The following is a 21,750-nucleotide window of genomic DNA, read 5'->3' on the forward strand; positions in this document are numbered from 1 at the left end:
TCAACACGTCCGGCTCGGTTGTGAACCTGAGTGTCTGTTCCCGATTTGACGCGGGCTTAAACGCGGCGGCGACGTGTTCGGTTATCCCCCCCGGCCGACCCTTACCAAGCACTAACCACGTAATCCTTCAAAAAGCACCCGTGCACATCTTCCCCGGCCTCCCCGCGGACAATCGGGTCATACACTCGCGCCGCTCCGTCCACCAGATCCAACGGTGCGTGGAAACCCTCCTCGGCCAACCGCAGCTTGGTCGGGTGCGGACGCTCATCGGTGATCCAGCCGGTGTCCACCGCCGTCATGAGAATCCCGTCCTGCAACAACATCTCCCCCGCGCTCGTCCGAGTCAGCATGTTCAGCGCCGCCTTGGCCATGTTCGTGTGCGGATGCCCGGGTCCCTTGTAGCCACGGCCGAACTGCCCCTCCATAGCCGACACGTTCACCACGTACTTACGCCGCGCCGACGACGCTGCAAGAGCACCGCGCAGCCGGCTCACCAGAATGAACGGCGCAGTCTGGTTGCACAGCTGCACCTCCAGAAGCTCCATTGCGTCGACCTCGTGCACCTGTTGGGTCCACGAATTCACCGAGGCGGTGTCCGGCAGCAGACCACCCGCGTCAATCGCCACACCGGCAGCGATACGCTCCGGCGAGGCACTGCCGGCGACCAGGGCCAGCTCGGTGACAGCGTGCGGCGCGGGGTGCTCACCGAGGCTGCCGGCCAGCGCGTGTGGATGGGCATCACTGACATGGTCGAACGTGATCACCTCGACGAGCTCCGGCGGCGGGGTGCGTTCGGCCTCCACCAGCGCGGCGTACGACCCCGGCGGGCGTCGCACCGTCTGCGCGGCATTGTTGATCAGGATGTCAAGCGGCCCCTGCGCCACCATCGTGTCGGCCAACGCAACCACCTGGGCCGGGTCGCGCAGATCAATACCCACCACCCGCAGCCGGTGCAGCCAGTCGGCGCTGTCGGGCATCGCGGCGAAGCGGCGCACCGCATCGTTCGGAAAGCGGGTCGTGATCGTGGTGTGCGCGCCATCACGCAACAGCCGTAACGCGATGTACATGCCGATCTTGGCCCGCCCGCCGGTAAGCAGGGCGGTACGGCCGGTCAAGTCGGTGCGTGCCTCGCGCTTGGCGCGGCTGAACGCGGCGCAATCAGGACACAGCTGGTGGTAGAACGCGTCGACCACCGTGTAGTGGTTCTTGCAGATGTAGCAGGGCCGCGAACGCAGCAGCGTGCCTGCAGACGCCCCGACCGCATTGGACACCAGCGGCAGACCGTGGGTTTCATCGTCGATACGCCCGGGTGCTCCGGTGGCGGTGGCGGCAACCACCGCACGGTCAGCCGTGGCGATCTCGTCGCGCTTGGCGTGCCGGCGGGCCTTTTTCACCGACTTGTAGATACCCGCGACAGCACGCCGCACCGCCACGGCATCGGGGTGTTCGGGAGGCAGCGACTCGACCTCGGACAGCACCTGCAGGCACAGTCTGAGCTGGCCGGGATCGATCGCATTCACGCTGGAAGGGTACGACGTCGGTGTCGCGCTCTGCAGCTTCGCCATGGCGGCCAACAATTGCGAGTTGAGCGAAGGGGACCGTTTCGGAGTTTCAGCCGTCCCTGATGTATCGTTCCCTGGCGTCCATCGGGTGGTTTCCGGCGGACACGCGGGCTGTGGCGCAGCTTGGTAGCGCACCTGACTGGGGGTTAGGGGGTCGCAGGTTCAAATCCTGTCAGCCCGACCATGAAAGAAACTCGCCGGCGAAGCCGAGCGAGTTTTTTCTTGGTCTGGGGACGAGATGCAGCACCGCGGTCTTGGACCTCGTGCCACGCGAGGCATCTATACCGTCAACAACCGGTACAGCCCGATCAGGCCGACCACCACGATCACCGCCCGCAGCACGTTCGGCGACAGCCGTCGTCCATAGTGCGCGCCCAGCCACCCACCGATCAGCGACCCGGCCGCGATCAACCCCGCTGCCTCCCAGCTGACCCGGTCGAACGCCACCACCGTGTAGCCCACCGCCGCGACGATGTTCACCAGTAGCGACAGCAGGTTCTTGGCGGCGTTCATCCGCTGCATGTCCTCGGGCAGCAGCGCGCCCATCACCCCGATCAGCAAGATCCCCTGCGCCGCGGTGAAGTAGCCGCCGTAGATCCCGACCGCGAATGTGCCGGCCACCAACGCCACCATCCGCTTCGGCGACACGTGCTCCGCCGACTGTCCCGTCACCTCGGCCCGCTTACGCGCATAGGCCTGGATCCGCGGCCCGATCACCACCAGCACCAACGCCAGGATCAGCAGCACCGGCACGACCTGGGTGAACACCTTCTCCGGCAGATGCAGCAGCAGAAAGGCCCCGATAGCGGCTCCCACCAGCGATGCCGGGATCTGCCAGCGCAGCCGATCCCACTGCCCGCCGAGTTCCTTGCGGTACCCCCACGTGCCCGTCACACCCCCGGCCACGAGGCCGATCGCGTTCGACATCGTCGCCGTCACCGGCGGAAAGCCCAGTGCCACCAGCGTCGGGAAGGTGATCAGCGTCCCCGAGCCGACCAGCGAGTTGATCGCGCCCGCGGCCATCCCAGCCAAGGCGATCACGATCATGTGGGTGACAGACACCAAAAAACCCTATCCGGACAACCTGCCAACACCGCCGCCGGGCAGAGCACCCACCAAAGGCCAAGAACCACAACGTGATACACCACACACCACCACGCAAGGCGCACGACCAATAGCCTCGTTGCCTATGAGCGAGATACCGACCACCGACGAGGCGCTCGCCGCGCTGACCATGCCCCTGCTCGACGCGATGATGACCCAGCGGGCCATCCGGCGGGTAAAGCCCGACCCGGTCGACGACGCCATCGTCCTGAAGTGCATCGAGCTCGGACTGCGCGCTCCCACCGGCTCCAACGGCCAGAACTGGGAATTCATCGTCGTCAAGGACCAACGCGTCAAAGACAGGCTCGGTAAGCGCTACCGCCAAGGCTGGTCGCTCTACGGGGCGATGGGCGAGCGCATGGCCAAGGGCGACGAGTCGATGCTCAAAATCCTGCGATCCGTGAAATGGCAGGTCGAGCACTTCAGTGAGATCCCGGTTCTGGTCATCCCGTGCTTGCGCGGTGGCATGCGCCTGCCCTACATCCCGACCCCGTTCGTCGGCGAATCGTCCTTCTTCGGGTCGATTTACCCCAGCGTGCAGAACCTGCTGCTCGCGGCCCGCGCGATGGGGCTGGGCGCGTCCCTGATCACCATGCCGCTGATGAGCGTCACCTCAGCGCGCAGGACTCTGGGCCTACCGCTGTCGGTGACCCCGGTCTGTGTGATTCCGCTGGGCTGGCCGAAGGGACGCTACGGCCCGACGACTCGGAAACCGGTCGAGGATGTCGTGCACCTCGACTCGTATGGAAAGCGCTGGCTCAAGGCCTAGCGGTGGACGCCGCCGCCCGGATCGCCGCCGGCAGGACCGCCATGGTTGTCGCCGCCATTCCAGCCCGGTTCGGCCACTTCCTGCTCGGTCAACACGTCACTCGTGTCGGGGATGACCGACGGCGCGCAGTTCATCGAGAAGCTGTCCTCGGTGTCGGTCTCCGAGCAGGCCAGCACCCGGGGCGCCGCCCCGTCGATGGCGCCGGTGAACACGGCGACCGCGGGCGCGGTGGCGATCATCAAGCCGGCGATCCCATAAACCAGTCGCCGGGCGGTCAGCGAAGACGCAGCAAACTCCATGCCTGGCAATCTACTGCCCGGGACCCGGGAATTCCCGCTGAACCCGCCGATTAACGCGGCTTGCCCTTGCGCTTTTCCCGCACGCGGACGTTGATCCGGATCGGGCTGCCCTCGAAGCCGAAGGTCTCCCGCAGCCGGCGCTCCAGGAATCGCCGATAGCCAGCTTCCAGGAAACCGCTGGTGAACAGCACAAACGTGGGCGGACGTGCGGTCGCCTGAGTGGCGAACAGGATCCGCGGCTGCTTACCGCCACGCACCGGCGGCGGCGTGGCCGCGACGATGTCCTTGATCCAGGTGTTGAGCTGTCCGGTCGAGATCCGGGCGTCCCAGGACGCCAGCGCGGTTTCCATCGCGGGCACCAGCTTCTGCACCGACCGACCGCTCTTGGCCGAGATGTTCACCCGCGGCGCCCACTGCAGCTGCGCGAGTTCGCGGTCGATCTCCTTGTCCAACAGGTAGCGCCGATCCTCGTCGACCAGATCCCACTTGTTGAACGCCAGCACCAGCGCCCGGCCCGCCTCGATCACCATCGTCAGCACCCGCTGGTCCTGCTCGGTCAGCGGCTCCGACGCGTCGATCAACACGACAACCACCTCGGCGGCGTCGATCGCGCTGTGCGTGCGCACCGACGCGTAGAACTCGTGCCCGCTGGCCTGCGCAACCCGCTTGCGCAACCCGGCGGTGTCGACGAAACGCCAAGTCTTGCCACCTAATTCGATCATCGAGTCCACCGGATCGACCGTGGTGCCCGCGACATCGTGCACAACCGAGCGTTCGGCGCCTGCCAGCCGGTTCAGCAGCGAGCTCTTGCCGACGTTCGGTTTGCCGACCAGCGCCACCCGTCGCGGCCCGCCGGGCCCAGGAGCCACCTCCGAGGCGGTGGGCAGTGCGGCGACGAGCTCGTCGAGCAGATCGGCCACCCCGCGACCGTGGATCGCGCTGACCGAATACGGCTGCCCCAACCCCAGCGACCACAGTGCCGCCGCGTCGGACTCGAGCTTCTCGTTGTCAACCTTGTTGGCCGCCAAGAACACCGGCTTACCCGCGCGGCGCAGAATCCGGGCCGCAGCCTCGTCCCCGGCGGTCGCGCCGACCGTCGCATCGACCACCAGGATGACCGCGTCGGCGGTCTGCATCGCCACCGAGGCCTGATCGGCCACCAGCTGCTGCAGACCCTTCGCATCAGGCTCCCAGCCGCCGGTGTCCTGCACGACGAAGCGGCGCCCGATCCAGGAAGCGTCGTAGGACACTCGGTCGCGGGTCACCCCCGGCAGGTCCTGAACAACGGCTTCACGCCGGCCCAGGATCCGGTTCACCAATGTCGACTTGCCGACGTTCGGCCGGCCCACGATGGCCACCACCGGTGGCGGCGCGAACGCTTCGCTGTCCTCGCCTTCGACACCCTCGTCGCTGAATTCCCAGTCACTTTCGTCAAACCAGGTACCGTCGTCGCTCATCGCACTGCCCCACTTCGCTGTTCGACCAGCTGCAGCAAGTGAGCCACGACTTCGGCCTCGGTCATCTCGCTGGTATCGACAATCACCGCGTCATCGGCCGGACGCAGCGGTGACACCGCACGCGTCGAGTCCAGATGATCGCGGCGCTGCACATCGGCCAGCACCGTTTCGTAATCGTCGGCCAACCCGACCGCGACGTTCTGATCGTTGCGCCGGCGAGCCCGCGTCTCCGCCGAAGCGGTCAGGAAGATTTTCACATCGGCATCCGGCAGCACGACGGTGCCGATATCGCGGCCCTCGACGACGACATTCTCTGGCCCGGAAGCCAATTCCTGCTGCAACGCCACCAGCCGGGCACGCACCTGAGGCACCGCCGACACTGCCGACACCGCACGGGTGACCTCGTCACCGCGGATCTCGGCCGAAACGTCCTCGCCGCCAAGGTAAGCACGATCGACGTTCGGATCGTCGCCCACCGACAACGGCACATCGGCGGCCGCAGCGATCGCCTCAGGATCGGTCAGGTCGACCGCGGCGCGCAGTATCGACAGCGTCACGAGCCGGTACATGGCCCCGGTATCCAGGTAGTGGGCGTTCAGCGCACGTGCCAATCCCCGTGACACCGAAGACTTTCCGGTTCCCGCCGGGCCGTCGACCGCGACAACGACACCACTCACAGACCTACCGCCTTGTACAGTTCGCCAACTTCCTTACGGGTCAGCGCACGGATGCTGCCCGGCCGCTGCTCGCCGAGAGTCACCTCGCCGATGCTGACCCGCACCAGCGCCTCCACCGGATAGCCCACGGCATCCAGCAGCCGCCGCACAATGCGCTTGCGCCCCTCATGCAGAGTCACCCGCAACAACGTCTTGCCTGGCACCGCATCGACCACCGCAAAGTCGTCGACCGATGCGGGGCCGTCCTCCAGCGTGACACCCGCACGTAGCGTCTTGCCCAATCCCTTTGGCACCGAGCCGGTTACCGTCACCAGATACGTCTTGGGCACCTCGTACGAGGGATGCATCAGCCGATGCGCCAACTCGCCGTCGTTGGTCAGCAGCAACAAGCCCTCGGTATCGGCGTCCAGGCGCCCCACGTGGAACATGTTCTTGTTGCCGCGGACTCGGTGCTCCACCAGATCGCCGACGCACGGCCGGCCCTGATCATCCGACATCGTCGAATGCATGCCCAGGGGCTTGTTGAGCGCCAGATACATCATCGTGTCGTCCAGGACGACGCGCGATCCGTCCACCCGGATCTCGGCGGTGGCCGGATCCACGCGGGTACCCATTTCGGTGACGATCCGCCCGTCGACTTCGACCCGACCGTCCAGGATCATCCGCTCGGCGACCCGCCGCGAGGCGATTCCGGCCTGCGACAAAACCTTCTGCAGGCGTACACCTTCTGGTTCAGGCATCAGTGTCCACATCGAAAGAGACGTTCGGACCGGAGCTGCCGCCAGCGGACAGCCTGGCGAAACGTGGTTCGTCGTCCAAGTTTTCACTCATCTCGTCGATCACGTCGACGTCGGGAAGCAGCGGTGCGATATCGGGAAGGTCGGTCAGCGACGAGAGCCCGAGCCGCTCAAGGAACAGCTCGGTGGTGGCGAATGTCGTTGCGCCGCTGTCCTCATCGGCGCCGGCCTCGGTGATCAGCCCGCGCGCCACCAACGTTCGGATCACCGCGTCGACGTTGACGCCACGCACGGCACTGACCCGCGCCCGGCTGACCGGCTGGCGGTAGGCCACCACCGCCAGCGTCTCCAGCGCGGCCCGGGTCAGCTTCGACCGGGACCCGTCCAACAGCAGCCGCTCCACATATGGTGCAAGCCGGGCCCGGGTGTACATCCGCCAGCCGCCGCCGGCCTCACGCAGATCGATACCGCTGTCGCGGGCCGCCAACTCGGCGGCCATCAACTCCAATTTGGCGGTGATGCGATACACCGGCTGCTCGGTCACGGTCGCCAACGTGTCGGCGTTGACCGGGGTGTCCACCACCAGCAAAAGAGCCTCCAGCACCCGGCCCAGTTCGTCGTCGTCCAGATCGGCGTGGGCGACGTCGATATCCAGGGCCAAGTCAGGTACTTCTGCTGCGTCCTCGGTCATGCTTGGTTCTACTCTTCTTCCCACTCGGATCTGACCAGCTCGTCGTCTACCTGCCGGTCTCCGGTCCAGGAAACCTGGAGCACACCAAGCGGTTCTAATTGCTCAAATGCTACCGTCCTGGCCCGATACAGTTCGAGCAGCGCCAGGAAGCGCCCGACGATCTGGATCGGCTCCTCGCAGTCGGCCACCAATTCCTTGAACGACGCCCATTGCCCCACCCCACGTGCGGACAGGAATTCCAGCAGCCGCTCGGCTTGCTCGGGCACCGACACCTGCTGGACGTGCAGATGCTCGGTGGCGACGACGGGGACCGGCCGTGGGGTGAACGCGGCGGCCGCGATTTCGGCGAAGCTTGCGGCGTCGACACCCAGCATGACCTCGGGAAGGAGCTCGGCGAACCGGTCCTCGAGCGCGACGGCGCGGGGGTAGCTCCGCAGCGCCGCGGCTTCCAATTCGGCGAACATCTCGGCCACATGCTTGAACGCGCGGTACTGCAGCAGCCGGGCGAACAACAGGTCCCGTACCTCTAGCAGCGCCAGGTCCTCCTCGTCGTGCACCTCCCCGGAGGGCAGCAGACGGGCAGCCTTGAGATCCAGCAACGTGGCGGCAATCACCAAAAACGTGGTGGTTTCGTCGAGCTCGAGCTCGGGCCCGATCTCACGGGTGTAGGCGATGAACTCGTCGGTCACCTGATGCAACGCGACCTCGGTCACATCGAGGCGGTGAGCGAAGATCAGCTGCAACAGCAGATCGAACGGACCCTCGAAGTTGGTCAGCGTGACACGGAAGCCCTTTGCGGGCGCCGGCTGTTCGGTCACTTGCCGAAGCGGTCGATGACCTCACGGGCCAGCGATCGATATGCCTGTGCGCCAGTGGATTTCGGCGCCCACGTGGTGATGGGTTCGCCGGCGACACTGGTCTCGGGGAAGCGCACGGTGCGGCTGATCACGGTGTCGAACACCAGGTCGCCGAAGCGTTCAAGGACACGCGCCATCACCTCGCGGGCGTTGACCGTGCGGTTGTCGAACCGGGTGATCAGAATCCCGCTGATCGACAGTCGCGGGTTGAGTCGCTCGCGCACCTTCTCCACGGTGTCGGTGAGCAGCGCCAGCCCGCGCAGCGAGAAGTACTCGCATTCGGTCGGGATGACCACCCCGTCGGAGCAGGCCAGCGCGTTGACGGTGAGTAGGCCCAGCGAGGGCTGGCAGTCGATCAACACGTAGTCGTAGCGGTCGAGCACGGGGTGGAGCGCGCGGGCCAGGGTCTGCTCGCGGCCGACCTCGTTGACCAGCTGGATCTCGGCGGCCGAGAGGTCGATGTTGCTAGGCACTAGGTCCAGGTTCTTGACCCGGGTGTTGATCAGCACCTCGTCGATGCTCACCCGCGGCTCGATCATCAGGTTGTGCACCGTGTGGGCCAGCTCGTAGTGCGGCACGCCCAGCCCGGCGGAGAGCGCCCCCTGCGGGTCGAGGTCCACCAGCAGCACCCGGCGGCCGTACTCGGCCAGCGCCGCCCCCAGGTTGATGGTGGACGTGGTCTTGCCGACGCCACCCTTCTGGTTACACATCGAGATGACCTTGGCCGGCCCGTGCGAGGTCAGCGGCTGTGGTTCGGGAATGTGGCGGGGCGGGCGGCCGGTGAGACCGACAGGGGAATCGTCTGCCTCGTCGGTCACGCCGTGCCCCCCGTCAGCAGGCGATTCGGCGGCGTGGCGAACATCCGCGAAAGTCTAACGGTGTGTCGGCGCTGCGAACTGCAGACCCGCGACATCACGCGCGCGGATGTGCGCCGGCCCAGACCTCGCGCAGCGCGTGGACGGTGACCAGGGTGTAGATCTGCGTCGTGGTGACCGAGGCGTGTCCGAGCAGTTCCTGGACCACGCGGACGTCGGCGCCGCCGTCGAGCAGGTGGGTGGCGAACGAGTGCCGCAACGTGTGCGGCGACACCCCCGCGGAGATGCCGGCACGCTCGGCGGCGTCCTGCAAGACCTGCCAGGCGCTCTGCCGGGACAGCCGCCCACCGCGTGCATTGAGGAAAATCGCCGGCGTGGAGCGTCCCCGGAGTGCCAGCTCGGGGCGGCCCCGGACCAGGTAGGCGTCCAGCGCCGCGATCGCCGGCCGCCCGACGGGCACCAGCCGTTGCTTGCCGCCCTTGCCGCGCAGCAGCACCGACCGGGCTTCGGTGTCGACATCGTCGACGTCCAGCCCGACCGCCTCGGAGATCCGGGCGCCGGTGGAATACAGCAGTTCCAACATGGCGCGATTGCGCAAGGTCAGCGGCCCGTCCGACGGGCTGTCCCCGCCCGCGCCGTCGAGCAGGGCCAGCACCTCGTCGAGGCTCAGGCTCTTGGGGAGGCGACGACTGGGCGTTGGCGGCTTGACCGCCCTGGCCACGTCCACGCCGATGATTCCTTCCGCGGCGGCGAACCGGTGAAACCCGCGCACCGCGATCACGGCCCGCGCCGCCGAGACCGCTGACAGCGGCACCGCGCCGGCGTCGGGGTCGCCGCGGCGCAGCGCCACCAGGAAGTCGCTGACGTCGTTCTCGGTGACGTTGGTCAGGTCATCGATGCCGCGCAAGGACAAGTGCTCGACGTAGCGGCGCAGGTCGCGCCGATAGGAGCTGATGGTGTTGGCCGCCACGCCGCGCTCGATGGTGAGGTGGTCGAGGTAGCCCTGGAGCTGGGCATCCAATGCGGTTCGGAGGGCAGGAGCGGAGCGACCCGGGATATCGGCGGAGAACGTGGTCACGCGCGGGCCTTCCCGGCGGCGAACGCGGTGGGCCGATCGGGGAACGGCGCACCGACGGGCCGCAGCGACGTGTCGTCCACGATTGCCGCGTGCGCGGCCAGAATGCCCGCGACCGCAGTGGAATTCACGATCTCACCGGACATCACCTGCAGCACGGCGTCGGCGATGGGGACCCAGTGCAGTTCCATGTCGGCTTCTTCGTCGTGGCCCTTGGGACGCCCGACATCGGTCAGACCCCGGGCCAGATATACCCGCAGCGCCTCATCGCTGAAGCCCGGCGAGGAAATCAGATCAATCAGTACTTCCCAGCGCTCGGCGGTGAATCCGGTTTCCTCGCGCAGCTCGCGTGCTGCGGCGACCGCCGGGGCCTCCCCTGGTTCGTCGAGCAACCCGGCCGGCAGCTCCCACAACCGGCGCCCGATCGGATGGCGGTACTGGTAGACCATCGCGACCCGGTCGGCTTCATCGACAGCGGCGACCGCGACCGCACCGTAGTGTTCGACCACCTCCCGCTTGGCAATGTTGCCGCCGGGCATGCGAACCTGATCGACTCGCAGAGCGAGAATGCTTCCGCGATAAGCGGTTTCGGAGGATACGGTCTCGAAGTCGTGCTCAGCCACGAGATGAATGCTCTGGAACCTGGTCGGCCGGCGACTGCGCCGAGTGCTCCTTGCCGTTGGGGTGCTGTTCGGGAATCTCCACCGGCAGGCGTTCGGCCGCCTTGTAGTCGATCGCCGCACCGATGAACGAGACGAACAGCGGATGCGGACGAGTCGGCCGGCTCTTGAGCTCCGGATGCGCCTGCGTGCCGACCAGGAACGGATGGACCTCGCTGGGATATTCCACGAACTCGACCAGGTGACCGTCCGGCGAGGTCCCCGAGAACCGCAGCCCGCTCTGTGCGATCTGATCGCGGTAGGAGTTGTTGACCTCGTAGCGGTGCCGGTGCCGCTCGGAAACGTGCGTGGACTGATAGGCCTCGGCCACAATCGATCCAGCTTCCAGGGTTGCCGGGTAGGCGCCCAGCCGCATCGTGCCGCCCAGGTCGGCCTCACCGGCCACCGCGTCACGCTGATCGGCCATCGTCGAGATCACCGGATCCGGTGTGCTCTCGTCGAATTCGGCCGAGTTGGCTTCGGTCAGCCCCACCGAGCGGGCCGCCTCGATCACGATGCACTGCAAGCCAAGGCACAAGCCGAGGACCGGAAGCCCGCGCTGGCGGGCATGGCGGATCGCCCCGATCTTGCCCTCGATACCGCGAATACCGAACCCGCCGGGGATCAGCACGCCATGCACATCATCCAGCGCGGTCGACGCACCGCTGTCGGTCTCGCAGTCGTCGGAGGCCACCCAGCGCATCTCCACTTTGGCGCGGTGGGCGAAACCGCCGGCGCGCAGGGCCTCGGCGACCGACAGGTAGGCGTCGGACAGGTCGACGTACTTGCCCACCAACGCGATTCGCACGGTCTCCCGGGGATCGTGCACCCTGCTGAGCAGATCGTTCCACTGGGTCCAGTCGACGTCGCGGAACGGCAGGCTGAGCCGGCGCACCACGTAGGCGTCGAGCTCCTCGCGGTGCAGCACCTTGGGAATGTCGTAGATCGACGGCGCGTCGGGGGTGGAGATCACCCCGTCGATGTCGACGTCGCACATCAACGCGATCTTGTTCTTCAGCGGCTCAGGCACGTCGCGGTCGCAGCGCAGGATCAGCGCGTCGGGGCTGATACCGATGCTGCGCAGCGCGGCGACCGAGTGCTGGGTGGGCTTGGTCTTCAGCTCGCCCGACGGCGCCAGATAGGGCACCAGGGAGACGTGCAGGAAGAAGCAGTTCTCCCGGCCGACCTCATGGCGCACCTGCCGCGCGGCCTCCAGGAACGGCAGCGACTCGATGTCGCCGACCGTGCCGCCGATCTCGGTGATCACCACGTCCGGGCGGGCGCCCGACGCGTCGGGTTCGGCCATCTCCAGGATGCGGCGCTTGATCTCATCGGTGATGTGCGGGATCACCTGAACGGTGTCGCCGAGGTACTCGCCGCGGCGCTCCTTGGCGATCACCGTCGAATAGACCTGACCGGTGGTCACATTGGCCGAGCCGGACAGGTTGCGGTCCAGGAACCGTTCGTAGTGACCGACGTCGAGATCGGTTTCCGCGCCGTCCTCGGTGACGAACACCTCGCCGTGCTGGAACGGGTTCATCGTTCCCGGATCGACGTTGAGGTAGGGGTCGAGCTTCTGCATCGTCACCTGCAAGCCACGCGCGGTCAACAACTGACCGAGACTGCTTGCGGTGAGCCCCTTGCCGAGGGACGAAGCAACTCCGCCACTGACGAAGAGGTGCTTGGTAGCGGTCTGCGGGTGCTTACGCAGTGGTGGCAAAACCAACCTCCGTGACAACGCGGCAGGGGATCGCTGTGAACTAGCTGGGGCCTGCCGACCCACGGAAGTTCACCCTAACACCGACCCCGACAAGGCGGCGCTAACACGCCAGTGGGCTGCGTTACGTCTGAGTTGCCTCTGGGCCCTACGGCGTTGCCTTTGGCCCTACTGCGGGAGTGTGATCGATGAGGCGCCGGGCCCGATTCCGAACTTCCCAGCCGGTGCGCCGTTGATCAGGCTCTGCAGGGCCAGCACCGTAGTGATCCGGCCCGACTCGACGTTGATGTCGTCGACGGTGGTCACATCGGCGGCCATCCCCGCATCGGCGCGGGCCACCGCGATCGCAGCGGTTCCGCCGGCGGAACCGTCCCGGCCGGCCAGCACCGTCCCGGCCCCGTGCGGGGCCATGGCCGCGGCGAAGCGTGCGACCGTCGAACCCTGGTTTCCGGCATCGTCGCCCAGTGCTCCCCCGGTGACGACCACCGCGGTGTTGGCCGCGCCGATGTGATCGCCGGGGTACGTCAGGAAGCCGGTGTCACGCAGTGCCGCCAGCACGGTGTCGCGCTGCGGGTCGTCGGCGGGCCTGATCTCGGGCTTGCGGTTGATCAACAGCGCGATGCCGAGCAGATCTCCAGCCTGGGATCCCTGGTCCACCATCGTGGTGCTCAGCTGTGCGCCGGCGGGCACGATCGAGGAGTTCACCACCGAGCGCAGCTTCTCCGCGGAGTTCGCATCGACGAACTGCTGGGTCAGCGCGATCGTCCCGGTGACGGTGCCGCCGGCCTGGCCGACGATGCGGCTCATCGCCGCCACGTCGTCGTTGTCGGCGTCTGGGGTGCGGATCAGCACCACCGACTTGCCGGCCAGTGCGTCGCGCACCATGCGGCCCGACATCTGGGTGTCGAAATCATCAGCGGCACCCAGCTTTTCATTCACCGCGTTGCGCTGATCGGTAAGCGTGGTGATCTGCTTGTTCAGATCCGACTTTTCGGCGCGCAGCCCGGACAACAGCGTGTCCGAGAGCACGCCGGAGCCCAAGACCACCCCGACGGCCAGCGCAAGGAACACTGCGGCCAGCGAAATGGCATGTTGGCGTAGCGAAATCACAGCGGTGAGCCTTTCTGCCCTACGCCTAGGTCAGCCAGCTCTGCACCCACAGCGAGAATTGGTTCCAGTAGGTCACGATCCAGTCGATGACAAATGTGTCGGCCCGCGACACCCACAGCGCGGCGATGATGGCGAACAGAACCGCCAAGATCAGCATGGCGATAGCGCCGCCGGAGATGTGGTTGCGGTACAGCGTGGCAACGGCTTTCGCGTCCACCAGCTTCTCGCCCACCTTCAGCCGGGTGAGGAAGGTCGACGGGTTGCTCTGCTGGCGAGAGCGGTCGAAGAACTCTTCGATGCTGGCCGAGTGACCCGCGGTGACGATCAGTGCGGCTCCGTGATGATCGACGAGCAGCAGCGCCAAATCAGCGGCCGAACCCGCGGCGGGGAACGTCATGGCGCCGATGCCCAGATCCTGGATGCGCTCCAGACCGTTGGCGTGTCCGTCGGAGTCGGCCGGTAGCACCACCTGCGCGCCGCTCTTGAGCACGTCGGCGCTCATCTGGTCGGGGTTGCCGACGACCAGCTGCGGCCGGTAGCCGCACTTCTGCAGGATGTCGGCGCCGCCCTCCACGCCGACCAGCACCGGCTGGTACTCCTTGATGAACGGCTTGAGCGCCTTGAGATCGTCCTCGGCGCCCGGTCCGTCGGCCACCACCAGGACGTGGCGACGGTAGACGTCGACGTCGATCTCCGGGATGCCGATGCCGTCGATCAGCAGCGGGCTCTCACTGCGGATGAACTCGATGGTGTTGCCGGCGAAGGCCTCCAGGTGCGCGACCAACCCGGTCTTGGCGTCCTGCATGAGGTCGGCGATCTCTTCGTCGCTGCGCTCCACACCGTGGGCTAGGCGGCGGTCGCCCGCGTACACGCCGCCGTTGTGCAGCCGGATCTTCGCGCCGTCCTTGATCTTCTTGAAGACCTCGTCGCCGGCGCTGTCGATCAGCGTGATGTTGTTGGCCACCAACACCTCCGGGCCGAGGTTCGGGTAGCGGCCCGAAATCGACGGGGAAGCGTTGACGACACCGGCGATGTTGGCGTCGACCAGAGCGTCAGCGGTCATGCGGTCCAGGTCGAGGATGTCGAGCACGACGATGTCGCCCGGGCCGATGCGGCGCAGCAGGCGGTCGATGTCGCGGTCGACGCGGGCGGTACCCGTGACGCCTGGTCGTGCACCGGTGTTACGCGAGAGAAGCGCTGACATCTTCATGGGCCGATTCTGTCGGCGCCCGGGGCCATATCAGTGGAGGCGCGCCGTAACAACAGCCCCACAAGTCACATTTTGTCACAGGAGTAACACGGTTTGGCCCCGGCGGGTACGGTCAGCGGATGCCGCTGATGCCGTGGAAGAGCGGACTGCTCGTCGCGCTCGGCGTGGGCGCGGCGCTGGTCAGCGGCGCCGGCGTCGCCCACGCCGATTCGTCCGGCGCCGCCTCCTCACCCAACGGGTCCAGCGATTCCGTCCACTCCGTCGCCCAATCGCGCTCGGCCGCGGTGCACACCGCCAAGAAGCCACCGCGCGTCACGGTCGCGGGTCGGCTCGACACGATGCGGCCCACTCCCCCAACACCTTCCGAGCCGATACCGGGGCCGGTGATGGTCGAGGCGTTGGCGTTGGCTCGCCGCGACCCCGGAAGATTCGCCGGACCGGCTTCGCATCGCCCGGGCTGGGCCGCCCCCAACGAGGCCACCTCCACTCCCTACGGCGATATCGGGAAATGGATGCTGGGGCGCACCGGCAAGCTCGCCGACTGGCCCAGCTCCGCCTATCCCTTCAAGACCTTCTACCAGCCGATCAACGTCATCATCATCGACTCGACGTCGACCACCGCCGCGGCGTCAGCCCAGAAGCTCACCGCCGCGCTGTCCGCAGCCGGGTTCCCACCGCAGCCGATCCACTCCACCGGGTATCGGGGCGCCATCGACGGCGTCGTCTACGGCCAGCAACCCACCGGACCCCAAGAGGCGTTCTCCAACGCGAACTGGCTACTGGTCAACGACCACGGCCGTGTGTTCGGCCCCGCACCCGACGCCGCAGGCACCGGCTTCGTGTGGACCGCGTCGTTCAGTCGCGAGGCGCCCGGGCTGTACTACCTGACCCCCACCCACATCTATGTGTCGTTCGACAAGGCCCGCGACGCGGTGCGGAAGGGGTTGGTGGGCAGCGGAGCGACCGACCTGGGTCTGGTCGACCTCGACAACACGTTGGCTGGGCGAACGACGACCACCGGGGACCACGACGGCTACGCCGTCGTCATCGGCCTCAACTGAGTCGATTCCCCGGTCGCTACGCTCCTGCCCGCCGGATTTTGTCCTCCTGCGCGGCTTCCAACAGCTCGCGGGCGTGTGCGCGGCCGGTGTCGGATTCGCCGAGCCCGGCCAGCATCCGTGCCAGCTCGGCGACCCGCTGTTCGGTATCCAGGCGGCGGACCTCGCTGGTGCCATTGCCTGCGCTGTCGACGACGAGATGGCTGTCGGCGTAGGCGGCGACCTGCGGCAGGTGGGTGACGACGATGACCTGGTGACTGCGGGCCAGTCGCGCCAGCCGGCGACCGATCTGGACCGCGGCACGGCCGCCCACTCCGGCGTCGATCTCGTCGAACACCATCGTCGTGCCCTCGGCCGAGGCAGCCAGCACCACTTCCAGCGCCAGCATGACGCGGGACAGCTCGCCGCCGGATGCGCTCTTGTTCAGCGGCAGGACGTCGGTGCCGCGGTGGGCGGTGAACCCGAACTCGACGAGGTCGATACCTTCACCGCCGGCGTGCACGGTCTCGCCGGACGGCAGCCGCAGGGGCGCACTGTCGTCGTCGCGGGCCGGCATCAGCGACACCGCCACCGTGAAGTCGGCGTGGGTCATGGCCAGGCCGGTCAGCTCAGCGGTGATGGCCTTCGCCAGACCCTTGGCCGCCTTGGTCCGCACTTTGGACAGCTCCAACGCCGCGGTGGCGACCTGGCCGGCCAGTTCGTCGACCCGGCGACCCAGCCCGGCCAGCGCATCCTCGGAGACGTCGAGCTGCGCCAGCCGATCCCGGGACTGCTTGGCCCACGCCAGCACACCGTCGACGTCGGCGGCGTACTTGCGGGTCAGACTGCGCAGCTCGCCCTGGCGAGCGAGCTTGGTCTCCAGCGCGCTCGCGTCGCCGGGCAGGTCGCCCAGGAAGTTGCCCAGCTCGCGGGCGACGTCACCGACGACGGTCAAGGAGTCCGCGAGCTGACGAGCCATGGCGGTCAATACCGGGTCGTCGGTGGACTGCAGCAGTGCCACCGCTCGACCCAAAGTGTCTGTCGCCGAATGAGGTTCGCCGGCAGCGAGGTCATCCACCGACAGACTGGCGCGGGCACCGGCGACCGCCTCGCGCAGCGAGTCGAGTTCGGAGAGCCGGCGGATGTCGGCCACCAGCGACTCGTCCTCGCCCGGCGCCGGGTCGACGCCGTCGATCTCAGTGAGCGCGAACTTGAGCCGGTCGGCTTCCTGAGCCAGTTCGCGGGCGCGGTTGGTCCGGTCGACGAGGTCGCGGCGGGCCACCTGCCACTGGTCGCGCACTTTCCGGTAGCGCTCGAGTTTGGTATCGACGCTTGCGAAGCGGTCCAGCGCGGCGCGCTGCTCCTCGGGACGCATCAGTCGCAGCTGGTCGTTCTGCCCGTGCAGGGTCAGCAGCCCGGTGGTGAACGTGGTCAACGATTTGGCAGGCACACTGCGACCACCCAGGTAGGCCCGCGACGGCCCGTCCCGGTTGACGGTGCGCAGGGCGATGATGCTGCCGTCGTCGTCACGATCCGCGCCGGACGAATCGAGGATCTCGTCGATCTGGGCGGCGGTCGCGTCATCGAGTTCTGCCGTGGCGAAGCGGCCTTCGACGACGGCCCGCTCGGCACCCGACCGCACCCGGGTGGCGTCGGCTCTCGCCCCGCCCAGCAGGTGCAGCCCGGTCACCACCATGGTCTTGCCGGTGCCCGTCTCGCCGGTGAGCACGGTCAGCCCACGATCGAACTCCGCGGTCGCGGCGCTGATCGCGCCCAGTGACTCGATTCGGATCTCAGCCAGCATCGGCGATTCACTGCCCCCGCCAGCCGGTGACCGGCAGGCGGAACTTGCGCACCAACCGGTCGGTGAACGGCGCACTGTCCAGCCGCACCCATTTCAGTGGCGTCGTGCACTTGGTCACCTCGAGGCGCCCACCGGCCGGCACCCGCATCTCGCGGCGGCCGTCGCAGTACACCAGCGCATCATGGCTGTCGTCCTCGATCTCGATGGCGATCAGCGCGGTTGGGCTGGTGACCATCGGACGGGCGAACAACGCGTGAGCATTGTTGGGCACCACGAGAATTGCCTCCAGATCCGGCCACACCACCGGACCACCGGCTGAGAACGCATACGCGGTGGAGCCGGTCGGGCTCGACACCAACACACCGTCACAGCCGAAGGACGACACCGGCCGGCCGTCGATTTCCAGCACGACGCCGATCACCCCGAGCCGCGCACCCTTCTCCAGGCTGGCCTCGTTGAGCGCCCAGCCGCGGGCGACGACCTCGTCCTTGGAGCGGACGGCGATGTCCAGCGTCATCCGCTCCTCGACGCGATAGTTGCGGGTGACGATGTGGTCCAGGACCGTGTCGATGACCTCGGCTTCGGCCTCGGCCAGGAAACCGATACGCCCGAGGTTGATTCCCAGCACCGGGATTTCCGCGTTGCGGGCCAGTTCGGCGGCCCGCAGGAACGTGCCGTCGCCGCCGAGCACCAGCACCAGTTCGCAGCCGACCGCGGCGTTGGCGTCCGCGTCCACGACTTCGGTGCCTGCCCCACCGCTGTGCACCTCGGCCAGGTGCTGCGCACTGCGGTCGACGGCCTCGGCGGAGAGCACCCGCAGTCCGATCCCGTTGTCGCCCAGCACCTTTTCCACCCGGCGAGCAGTTTCGGTGGCCTCGTCGCGGCCAGTGTGCACGACGAGCAGGATCACCCGCTCAGACGTCATTGCGGTCCTTCCGCGACGGCGCGGCGTACCGCGACGTCCAACTCGTCTCCATGTAGCCCGCGTGCAGTGTCGGCGCGCAACCACAGGAAGTATTCGACATTGCCCGACGGCCCGGGCAACGGGCTCGCGGTCGCGCCAACAGTCTGCCAGCCGAGCTCGTCGGCGCGGGTGGCCACAGCCAGCACCGCGGCGCCACGCAGCTCCGGATCAGACACCACGCCGCCTGCGCCAACCTGTGCTCGTCCGACTTCGAACTGTGGCTTCACCATGGGAACGATATCGGCGTCGGCTGACGCGCATGCGGTCAGTGCGGGCAGGACGGTGGCCAGCGAGATGAACGACAGGTCGGCGACGACCACCCCGGCGGCCCCGCCGATGGAGTCCGGGGTGAGGTCACGCACGTTGGTGCGTTCGATGACGGCCACCCGCGGGTCCGACCGCAGCGACCAGGCCAGCTGCCCGTAGCCGACATCCACAGCCACCACCTCGGCTGCCCCGCGATCCAGCAGCACCTCAGTGAAACCGCCGGTGGAGGCACCCGCGTCCAGGCAGCGCCGACCGGTCACGTCGATGCCGAAGGCGTCGAGGGCGCCGATCAGCTTGTGGGCGCCGCGGGACACCCAGGTGCGCTCGTCGCTGGCGTCGACAGTGAGGTTCGCGGTCACCGCGACGGCAGTCGCGGGTTTGACCGCCCGCATCCCGTCGATACTGACCCGGCCGGCGTCGATGAGTTCGGCGGCTTGCTGCCGCGACCGTGCCAGTCCTCGCCGGACCAGCTCAGCGTCAACCCGGGCACGCCGCGTCATACGCGAACTCAGCCCTTCTCCACCGATTCCAGCGCATTGACCAGGATCTGGTGCGCTTCCTCGAGCTGTCTTCCAACCGCGTCGATATCGACACCGGCGCCGTCGGCGCTGTCCTGGTCGACGCTCGGCAGCTGCGCAAGCACGGCGTCGATTTCGGTGCGGATCTGTGCGGGGTCGGTACTCATATCGCCGTTCACGCTAGCCGATCGGCCGTCTTCAGCAGGGACCAGCGCTGCAGCGCGGCGCGTGCGGTGTCATCACCCGCGTGCACCTCGAGGCGGCGCCCATCGCTGGTTGAATCCCACACCGCTCGCGCGGTGGCGCGAACCACCGAGAGCCCGTCTCCCCCCGGGTCAACCCCGGCGGACACGACGGTGGCCACTCCGTCTGCCACCTCAACCCGCCAGGCCGCCTGCTCAGCGACCGCAAGGCTGTCGGCTCCGGCGTGCAGATCCCGAAGGTCGGCACCGATGTAGGTGGGACGCTGATCCGGTGTGGCGTGAACCGCCTCGGCTGCGGTGCTGACTCCGCACAACACCATCAGGCTCGGCAGATCCGTAGCATTGGCGCCGGCGATGTCGGTGTCGAGACGATCACCGACCACCAGCGGGTCGTCAAAAGAACCGCGCGCCAGCGCATCTCGCATCAGCGCAGGCGCGGGCTTACCAGCCACCTGCGGTTCGGCATCGGTGGCGGTTCGCAGTGCGGCGACCATCGAGCCGTTTCCTGGCAATAGTCCCCGCTCGGTGGGCAGCGTGCGGTCGACGTTGGCGGCCACCCACAGTGCGCCGGCCCGGATCGCCAGAGCGGCCTCGGCCAGATCCGCCCAGCCGGTGGCGGTCGAATGCCCTTGCACGACGGCGACGGGCTCGTCGGCGAATTCACGCACCGGCCGAAGACCGACGGCCTCGATTTCGCCGGCCAACGCGTCGGTGCCGACGATCAGCACCTTCGACCCGGGCTCGAGCTGTTCGGCAAGCAAGCGTGCCGCGCTCTGGGCGCTGGTGACCACATCGTCGACGTCGGCGGTGAAGCCGAGCTCACGCAGATGGGCGGCGACATCGTCAGCCGCACGTGAGGCGTTGTTGGTGACGAACAGCTTGCGGGTGTGTGCCGCATCAAGGGCGGCGACGGCACCCTCGGTCGGCTCATGGCCGCGAAACACTGTTCCATCCAGATCGAGCAGCAGGCAATCATGCTGCTGCGCAAGGGTTGTCACGTCAGGCCAACTCGCCGACCCGGTCTTCGGCGTCGGTGACACCGTCGAGGTCGGCGGCGGCGGCATGGATGAACCACTGCAACGCATCGTCGCCGCGGTCGAGAGCCAGCAGCGTTTCGGCGTAGGCGTAGAACAGTCGTGCGGCCGTGGAGCCGGTGCGCGTCGGGTCCGGCTGCGGACTGGTCAACACGGCCAGGGCCTGTTCGAGCTGGCCGAGATCGGAGCGGGCACCGGCGGCAACGATCCGCAGCTCGTCGGCATCGTCACCGGTGAGCTGTGCGGCCTCGGGGCTGCGGGCCAGCTCGATGGCACGTTCGGGCCGGCCGACGCCGCGTTCGCAGTCGGCGATCAACGGCAGCAGCTGAGACTTGCTGCCCATCCGCCGTGCGGCACGGAACTCCGAGAGCGCCTGCGCCCAGTCGCCGCACTGGTAGGCAGCGATACCGACCGCCTCGCGAACGGCCGCGATCCGCCCGGAGCGCGCCCGGGCCGCCTGGGCGTGCTCGAGGGCCGCCTGGGGGTCGTCGTCGAGCAGCTCACCCGCTGCGACGAGGTGTCGGGCCACCGTGTCGGCGGTCGACTTATCCAAAGTTGAAAGCTCGCCACGTATTTCAGGCGAGAGCTGCTTAGCCTCGACGGTCGATGGAATGGCGGGAGCGGGCGGGCGCTGCGTGCCATCCTCGCCGCCGGAGGTGTGCTGAGGCTGGGCCTGTCGGGCTCGACCCGGACCCGAGCGGTGCGGGGCGCTAGGGCCCCGGCGATCGCGGCCGCCCGTAGCGCCGGCTCCCGCGGGACGACGGGGCGGACGCCCGCCGGAATTGCCTTGCCTGTCATCGACCACCTGTAAAGGATACGGGCACCGGTCATACCGCCACAATTCGGATATTCGAATTGCACATAATGGAATTCAGATAGAGAAAAGGAAACGCCCCCCGATTTCTCGGGGGGCGTTTCACTAAATTGTGTTCGGCGGTGTCCTACTTTTCCACCCTTTTGGGTAGTATCATCGGCGCTGGCTGGCTTAGCTTCCGGGTTCGGGATGGGTCCGGGCGTTTCCCTGCCGCTATGGCCGCCGTAACTCTATTCACTCGTTGTTGAGTGTGAATCTAGTTTTGGTGGTGGGGTGCAGTGGTTTGACTGCTTGTGGAGTGTGGTTGCGGGCGTTGATGTGCGTCTTTTACTTTTTCCGATTCAACTTGGTTAGTTGTTTTGGTTGTTGT

The 21,750-nt window shown here is 67.4% G+C and carries 22 protein-coding genes, 1 tRNA gene and 1 rRNA gene; 3 read left to right on the forward strand and 21 right to left on the reverse strand.

What is annotated here, in order from left to right:
- Positions 1-101: 101 nt before the first annotated feature.
- Positions 102-1,520, reverse strand: a complete 1,419-nt coding sequence (locus tag SLQ31_RS16780) for an SDR family NAD(P)-dependent oxidoreductase (RefSeq protein WP_319434556.1) — start codon at positions 1,518-1,520, stop codon at positions 102-104.
- Positions 1,521-1,669: 149 nt separating this feature from the next.
- Between SLQ31_RS16780 and SLQ31_RS16785 the strand changes: the two genes are divergently transcribed.
- Positions 1,670-1,746: transfer RNA gene (locus SLQ31_RS16785), tRNA-Pro, on the forward strand.
- Positions 1,747-1,841: 95 nt separating this feature from the next.
- On the opposite strand, the gene SLQ31_RS16790 is transcribed toward SLQ31_RS16785, so the two are convergent.
- A complete protein-coding gene (locus SLQ31_RS16790; protein WP_319434558.1) occupies positions 1,842-2,624 on the reverse strand; it encodes a sulfite exporter TauE/SafE family protein in 783 nt (260 codons plus the stop codon).
- 127 nt (positions 2,625-2,751) lie between these two features.
- Between SLQ31_RS16790 and SLQ31_RS16795 the strand changes: the two genes are divergently transcribed.
- Complete coding sequence (locus SLQ31_RS16795; RefSeq protein WP_319434559.1) at positions 2,752-3,435, forward strand: nitroreductase family protein; 684 nt, start codon at positions 2,752-2,754, stop codon at positions 3,433-3,435.
- On the opposite strand, the gene SLQ31_RS16800 is transcribed toward SLQ31_RS16795, so the two are convergent.
- The 12 genes from SLQ31_RS16800 to steA all read right to left on the reverse strand — a co-directional run bounded on the left by SLQ31_RS16800 (position 3,432) and on the right by steA (position 14,739).
- Positions 3,432-3,734: a hypothetical protein gene (locus SLQ31_RS16800; protein ID WP_319434561.1), complete on the reverse strand. Its 303-nt coding sequence runs from the start codon at positions 3,732-3,734 to the stop codon at positions 3,432-3,434. The two genes, SLQ31_RS16795 and SLQ31_RS16800, sit on opposite strands and share 4 nt — an antisense overlap.
- Positions 3,735-3,784: 50 nt before the next feature.
- Positions 3,785-5,191, reverse strand: a complete 1,407-nt coding sequence (gene der / locus SLQ31_RS16805; RefSeq protein ID WP_319434563.1) for a ribosome biogenesis GTPase Der — start codon at positions 5,189-5,191, stop codon at positions 3,785-3,787.
- On the reverse strand, positions 5,188-5,868 hold the full coding sequence (gene cmk / locus SLQ31_RS16810; protein ID WP_319434565.1) for a (d)CMP kinase: 681 nt from the start codon (positions 5,866-5,868) through the stop codon (positions 5,188-5,190). The genes der and cmk overlap by 4 nt, the downstream gene beginning before the upstream one ends.
- A complete protein-coding gene (locus tag SLQ31_RS16815) occupies positions 5,865-6,608 on the reverse strand; it encodes a pseudouridine synthase (RefSeq protein ID WP_319434567.1) in 744 nt (247 codons plus the stop codon). Before SLQ31_RS16815 ends, cmk begins: the two co-directional genes overlap by 4 nt.
- A complete protein-coding gene (gene scpB / locus SLQ31_RS16820) occupies positions 6,601-7,296 on the reverse strand; it encodes an SMC-Scp complex subunit ScpB (RefSeq protein ID WP_319434569.1) in 696 nt (231 codons plus the stop codon). Before scpB ends, SLQ31_RS16815 begins: the two co-directional genes overlap by 8 nt.
- Positions 7,297-7,304: 8 nt before the next feature.
- Positions 7,305-8,114, reverse strand: a complete 810-nt coding sequence (locus SLQ31_RS16825; protein ID WP_319434571.1) for a segregation/condensation protein A — start codon at positions 8,112-8,114, stop codon at positions 7,305-7,307.
- Positions 8,111-8,971 (reverse strand): ParA family protein, encoded by an 861-nt coding sequence (locus SLQ31_RS16830; protein ID WP_319434573.1) that lies wholly within the window; start codon positions 8,969-8,971, stop codon positions 8,111-8,113. The genes SLQ31_RS16825 and SLQ31_RS16830 overlap by 4 nt, the downstream gene beginning before the upstream one ends.
- A 94-nt stretch (positions 8,972-9,065) precedes the next feature.
- Positions 9,066-9,989 carry a site-specific tyrosine recombinase XerD gene (xerD, locus tag SLQ31_RS16835; RefSeq protein WP_319434702.1) on the reverse strand — a complete coding sequence of 308 codons (924 nt, stop codon included), beginning with the start codon at positions 9,987-9,989 and terminating at the stop codon, positions 9,066-9,068.
- A 53-nt stretch (positions 9,990-10,042) separates the two neighbouring features.
- Complete coding sequence (locus tag SLQ31_RS16840) at positions 10,043-10,666, reverse strand: NUDIX hydrolase (RefSeq protein ID WP_319434575.1); 624 nt, start codon at positions 10,664-10,666, stop codon at positions 10,043-10,045.
- Positions 10,659-12,413 (reverse strand): CTP synthase, encoded by a 1,755-nt coding sequence (locus SLQ31_RS16845; RefSeq protein ID WP_319434704.1) that lies wholly within the window; start codon positions 12,411-12,413, stop codon positions 10,659-10,661. The genes SLQ31_RS16840 and SLQ31_RS16845 overlap by 8 nt, the downstream gene beginning before the upstream one ends.
- A gap of 174 nt (positions 12,414-12,587) precedes the next feature.
- The gene (locus SLQ31_RS16850) at positions 12,588-13,529 is read right to left on the reverse strand and encodes a copper transporter (protein ID WP_319434577.1); all 942 of its coding nucleotides are present in this window, start codon (positions 13,527-13,529) and stop codon (positions 12,588-12,590) included.
- Positions 13,530-13,554: 25 nt separating this feature from the next.
- The gene (gene steA, locus SLQ31_RS16855) at positions 13,555-14,739 is read right to left on the reverse strand and encodes a putative cytokinetic ring protein SteA (RefSeq protein WP_319434579.1); all 1,185 of its coding nucleotides are present in this window, start codon (positions 14,737-14,739) and stop codon (positions 13,555-13,557) included.
- Positions 14,740-14,858: 119 nt separating this feature from the next.
- On the opposite strand from steA, the gene SLQ31_RS16860 reads away from it, so the two are divergent.
- Positions 14,859-15,800 carry a hypothetical protein gene (locus SLQ31_RS16860; RefSeq protein ID WP_319434580.1) on the forward strand — a complete coding sequence of 314 codons (942 nt, stop codon included), beginning with the start codon at positions 14,859-14,861 and terminating at the stop codon, positions 15,798-15,800.
- 16 nt (positions 15,801-15,816) lie between these two features.
- On the opposite strand, the gene recN is transcribed toward SLQ31_RS16860, so the two are convergent.
- The 7 genes from recN to rrf all read right to left on the reverse strand — a co-directional run bounded on the left by recN (position 15,817) and on the right by rrf (position 21,607).
- Positions 15,817-17,580 carry a DNA repair protein RecN gene (recN, locus tag SLQ31_RS16865; protein ID WP_319434582.1) on the reverse strand — a complete coding sequence of 588 codons (1,764 nt, stop codon included), beginning with the start codon at positions 17,578-17,580 and terminating at the stop codon, positions 15,817-15,819.
- 7 nt (positions 17,581-17,587) lie between these two features.
- A complete protein-coding gene (locus SLQ31_RS16870; protein WP_319434584.1) occupies positions 17,588-18,505 on the reverse strand; it encodes an NAD kinase in 918 nt (305 codons plus the stop codon).
- Positions 18,502-19,311 (reverse strand): TlyA family RNA methyltransferase, encoded by an 810-nt coding sequence (locus SLQ31_RS16875; protein ID WP_319434586.1) that lies wholly within the window; start codon positions 19,309-19,311, stop codon positions 18,502-18,504. The genes SLQ31_RS16870 and SLQ31_RS16875 overlap by 4 nt, the downstream gene beginning before the upstream one ends.
- An 8-nt stretch (positions 19,312-19,319) precedes the next feature.
- Positions 19,320-19,496 carry a hypothetical protein gene (locus tag SLQ31_RS16880; protein ID WP_319434588.1) on the reverse strand — a complete coding sequence of 59 codons (177 nt, stop codon included), beginning with the start codon at positions 19,494-19,496 and terminating at the stop codon, positions 19,320-19,322.
- An 8-nt stretch (positions 19,497-19,504) separates the two neighbouring features.
- Positions 19,505-20,530: an HAD-IIA family hydrolase gene (locus SLQ31_RS16885; RefSeq protein ID WP_319434590.1), complete on the reverse strand. Its 1,026-nt coding sequence runs from the start codon at positions 20,528-20,530 to the stop codon at positions 19,505-19,507.
- 1 nt (position 20,531) lies between these two features.
- Complete coding sequence (locus tag SLQ31_RS16890) at positions 20,532-21,371, reverse strand: tetratricopeptide repeat protein (RefSeq protein ID WP_319434592.1); 840 nt, start codon at positions 21,369-21,371, stop codon at positions 20,532-20,534.
- Positions 21,372-21,494: 123 nt separating this feature from the next.
- A 5S ribosomal RNA gene (gene rrf, locus SLQ31_RS16895) occupies positions 21,495-21,607 on the reverse strand.
- Positions 21,608-21,750 lie beyond the last annotated feature (143 nt).

Origin of the sequence: Mycobacterium sp. RTGN5, assembly GCF_033804465.1 — a bacterium.
GTDB lineage: Bacteria > Actinomycetota > Actinomycetes > Mycobacteriales > Mycobacteriaceae > Mycobacterium.

Excerpts from the sequence above, each read along its gene's own strand:
- recN (WP_319434582.1), bottom strand. The coding sequence starts at position 17,580 with ATGCTGGCTGAGATCCGAATCGAGTCACTGGGCGCGATCAGCGCCGCG.
- SLQ31_RS16870 (WP_319434584.1), bottom strand. The coding sequence starts at position 18,505 with ATGACGTCTGAGCGGGTGATCCTGCTCGTCGTGCACACTGGCCGCGAC.
- SLQ31_RS16815 (WP_319434567.1), bottom strand. The coding sequence starts at position 6,608 with ATGCCTGAACCAGAAGGTGTACGCCTGCAGAAGGTTTTGTCGCAGGCC.
- steA (WP_319434579.1), bottom strand. The coding sequence starts at position 14,739 with ATGAAGATGTCAGCGCTTCTCTCGCGTAACACCGGTGCACGACCAGGC.
- SLQ31_RS16860 (WP_319434580.1), top strand. The coding sequence starts at position 14,859 with ATGCCGCTGATGCCGTGGAAGAGCGGACTGCTCGTCGCGCTCGGCGTG.
- scpB (WP_319434569.1), bottom strand. The coding sequence starts at position 7,296 with ATGACCGAGGACGCAGCAGAAGTACCTGACTTGGCCCTGGATATCGAC.
- SLQ31_RS16795 (WP_319434559.1), top strand. The coding sequence starts at position 2,752 with ATGAGCGAGATACCGACCACCGACGAGGCGCTCGCCGCGCTGACCATG.
- SLQ31_RS16875 (WP_319434586.1), bottom strand. The coding sequence starts at position 19,311 with ATGACGCGGCGTGCCCGGGTTGACGCTGAGCTGGTCCGGCGAGGACTG.
- der (WP_319434563.1), bottom strand. The coding sequence starts at position 5,191 with ATGAGCGACGACGGTACCTGGTTTGACGAAAGTGACTGGGAATTCAGC.
- SLQ31_RS16880 (WP_319434588.1), bottom strand. The coding sequence starts at position 19,496 with ATGAGTACCGACCCCGCACAGATCCGCACCGAAATCGACGCCGTGCTT.
- SLQ31_RS16800 (WP_319434561.1), bottom strand. The coding sequence starts at position 3,734 with ATGGAGTTTGCTGCGTCTTCGCTGACCGCCCGGCGACTGGTTTATGGG.